General features: G+C 34.2%; 3 protein-coding genes. 2 read left to right on the top strand and 1 reads right to left on the bottom strand.

Annotation, left to right across the window (positions count from 1 at the left end; translation table 11 throughout):
- Window positions 1-79: 79 nt before the first annotated feature.
- On the top strand, window positions 80-460 hold the full coding sequence (locus tag AFK68_RS04000; RefSeq protein WP_094671687.1) for a hypothetical protein: 381 nt from the start codon (window positions 80-82) through the stop codon (window positions 458-460).
- Window positions 461-1,166: 706 nt separating this feature from the next.
- Window positions 1,167-1,718 (top strand): hypothetical protein (locus AFK68_RS03990; RefSeq protein WP_371357222.1); only part of this gene is annotated, 552 nt, incomplete at its 5' end.
- A gap of 678 nt (window positions 1,719-2,396) precedes the next feature.
- Here the strand turns inward: AFK68_RS03990 and AFK68_RS03985 are convergent.
- Window positions 2,397-2,888 (bottom strand): ureidoglycolate lyase, encoded by a 492-nt coding sequence (locus AFK68_RS03985; RefSeq protein WP_094671684.1) that lies wholly within the window; start codon window positions 2,886-2,888, stop codon window positions 2,397-2,399.
- Window positions 2,889-3,012 lie beyond the last annotated feature (124 nt).

Genomic DNA, 3,012 nt, shown 5'->3' with positions numbered 1-3,012 from the left:
AGGTTATTTGAGAGCAGCGACTTGTAGGATAGAACATAAGTAAACACTCAATCAAACAAAATAATTGCAAATAAATACAATGAAACGTTGTTCTTTAGCTATATTATTTGGCGTTACTGCTACCATTATTTTTGCTAATCCCCTGAAAGTTCTTGCTCAACCTGAAAATTTGAATCTGACTCTGGAGCAAAAAGCTGAGTGGGAAGAAATTAGGGCACAAACCAAAGCTGAAATTCAAAATATTCTCACTCCTGAACAGCAGGAAGAGTTGGAAACTTTAACTTCACAAGGTCAAAAAAAACGAGAAGCGATTCGGCAGTTAAATCTCTCTGAACAGCAAAAAACTCAAATGCGGGAAATCATGCAGTCATCACGTCAACAAATGGCAAATATTTTAACTGAAGAACAACTACAGCAGGTTCGTCAACAAAGACAAATTAGAAGACGAATCCGCGAATAAAAGTCAAAATTTAAAAGTTACAACGCTTCCCGTTGCCTGTGAGGTAAACCCTCGCGGTCAAGATGCAGGTACTACAAGATTTTCACTATTTACTCTGTACATCATTTGACCGAAATATGCTGTAAAAGTAAGAAAAATCAAAGTATGCCTTCTCAAGTCTGTCTTGATTGTTAGACATCTCCAGTATAAAAAATAAAATCAATTATCAGGTATAAATCATTGATGATTTCTGCCTGCTTCCTCTTTTCTAGAGATGTCTATTCCAGGACTAAAGTCCTAGAGAAATTTAGGACTTTGAACTCAGGTTATTTGAGAGCAGCGACTTGTAGGATAGAACATAAGTAAACAAAACACTCAATCAAAAGGAAATAAACACAATGAAACGTCGTTTTTTGGCTCTATTATTTGGCATGATTGCCATCATTCTTTTTGCTAATCCTTTGAGAGTTCTTGCCCAACCTGAAACTTTGAATCTGACTCCCGAACAAAAAACTCAGTGGGAAGAAATCAGGGTACAAACTAAAGCTCAAATTCAAAATATTCTCACTCCCGAACAACAGGAACAATTTAAAATTTTAACTTCACAAAGTCAAGGAAAACTAGAAGCAATTAAGCAGTTAAATCTTTCTGAAAAGCAAAAAACTCAAATGCGCCAAATCATACAGTCATTACGCCAACAAATAGCAAATATTTTACCTCAAGAACNGAAGAAATCAGGGTACAAACTAAAGCTCAAATTCAAAATATTCTCACTCCCGAACAACAGGAACAATTTAAAATTTTAACTTCACAAAGTCAAGGAAAACTAGAAGCAATTAAGCAGTTAAATCTTTCTGAAAAGCAAAAAACTCAAATGCGCCAAATCATACAGTCATTACGCCAACAAATAGCAAATATTTTACCTCAAGAACAACTTGAGCAATTTCGTCAGAGAATTGTTGCCCAACTTGACTCTTTGAATCTGACTCCTGAAGAAAAAACTCAGTGGGAAGAAATTAGGGCACAAACCAAAGCTCAAATTCAAAATATTCTCACTCCTGAACAACAGGAACAATTTCAAATTTTAACTTCACAAAGTCAAGGAAAACTAGAAGCAATTAAGCAGTTAAATCTCTCTGAAAAGCAAAAAACTCAAATGCGGGCAATCATACAGTCATCACGCCAACAAATGGCAAATATTTTAACTGAAGAACAACTTGAGCAATTTCGTCTGAAAGTTTTTGCCCAACTTGAAAATTTGGGCATTGGTAATTGGTAGGATGAATTTTTACTAGAGTTGAAACCCATCACTTACCGAATATTAATTAATAATTAATAGTTGATAGTCAATTAATTATTTATTCAATAATTTTAGGTTGAAATCCTCCCCCTTTTAAGGGGATAAATCAAAAATTTTCCTTTTAGTAAATCCCATCCGTTTTAAGAAAGGGTAATTATTAATTGTATCGGCACTTCGTCACATGAACATTGTTAATTGCTGAAGCTGGTTAAATATTTAGATCCCACATTCCGCACTTCATAATGTAGCACAGAAAGATACATGAATTATCATCAGAATTTGAACCCACAAATTAAACAAATTAATTCTATAGAACATCAAAAAAGTGAGCGACACAATTATTGTTGGTTAACTTGAGAGTTCTGTTGGCAGCAGAAAACACAGGAGCAAGTATACTCCTGTCAAAAGCATCAATCAATGTTCTCAATTCAGGTAGTGTGATTGAAACCTCTATAAAAAATGCAACTTATTTAACTCTTTTTCCTAATTCTTTTTAAGAAATATATAGCAACAGTCAGAGGAGTTAGAACATATACTAATGATAAATCTTGTAAGAAATCTTTTTCCCACTTTTACCTATCTCAGTGCGCGTTCCCTTACGTCCGTTGCCGATGCAAGGTTGCATCACTATTACCTGTTGATTATTCCGTGCTATAGTCAAACAATTTCTAACTCTAAATTATGACTTTTAGCAAAGTCGTGAGTAAAATGATCCACAACATTTGTATCACTTAATTCCAGGTTGTAAAAATCCACAAAATCTTGCTCAAAATAAGGTCCTGCGTGCCAGGTTCTCACATCTAATTTAATAAAACAATTTCCGGGAATTTTAAAAGCAACTACATCCTCTAATTTAGGTGCCTCTTCTAGACAAGGTGGAGCAACTGCCATTAACCATTCCTTTCCTTCTAGAGAACCTAAACATTGAGTACATTGTACATGACGAGTAATTTTTGTAAACTTTCGACCTCTTTTCTTCAACTGCATAATATAGAATCTTGGTGTACCATTTTCTAAACTTAATTGAGCATCATCTTGGTCATATTTTTTGCCATCTTCCCCAGCCCAAATTACTTGCCCAAAAGGTTGAAAATTATGTGATGTAATTTCCTGGGCAACCAGTTGTTTAACTACTATTGATTTACTCATTTTTTCTACCTTTTATAATTTTAATTTTTATCCAATTTACTCTCAAAATCTTATACCTTAACTTACCCCGACACCAATAATACCATTTCTCAAAAACTTTATCTATTTCAGAGCAGGGGAGTAG

It is taken from the genome of Hydrocoleum sp. CS-953, from assembly GCF_002260545.1.
In the GTDB taxonomy this organism is placed as follows: Bacteria; Cyanobacteriota; Cyanobacteriia; order Cyanobacteriales; family Microcoleaceae; genus Trichodesmium.
The sequence above is the reverse complement of the archived record's forward strand: the minus strand, read 5'-3'. Positions and strand labels throughout refer to the sequence as shown.

What these genes read in the sequence shown, in the direction of transcription:
- AFK68_RS04000 (WP_094671687.1), top strand. Translation starts at nt 80, where the DNA reads ATGAAACGTTGTTCTTTAGCTATATTATTTGGCGTTACTGCTACCATT.
- AFK68_RS03985 (WP_094671684.1), bottom strand. Translation starts at nt 2,888, where the DNA reads ATGAGTAAATCAATAGTAGTTAAACAACTGGTTGCCCAGGAAATTACA.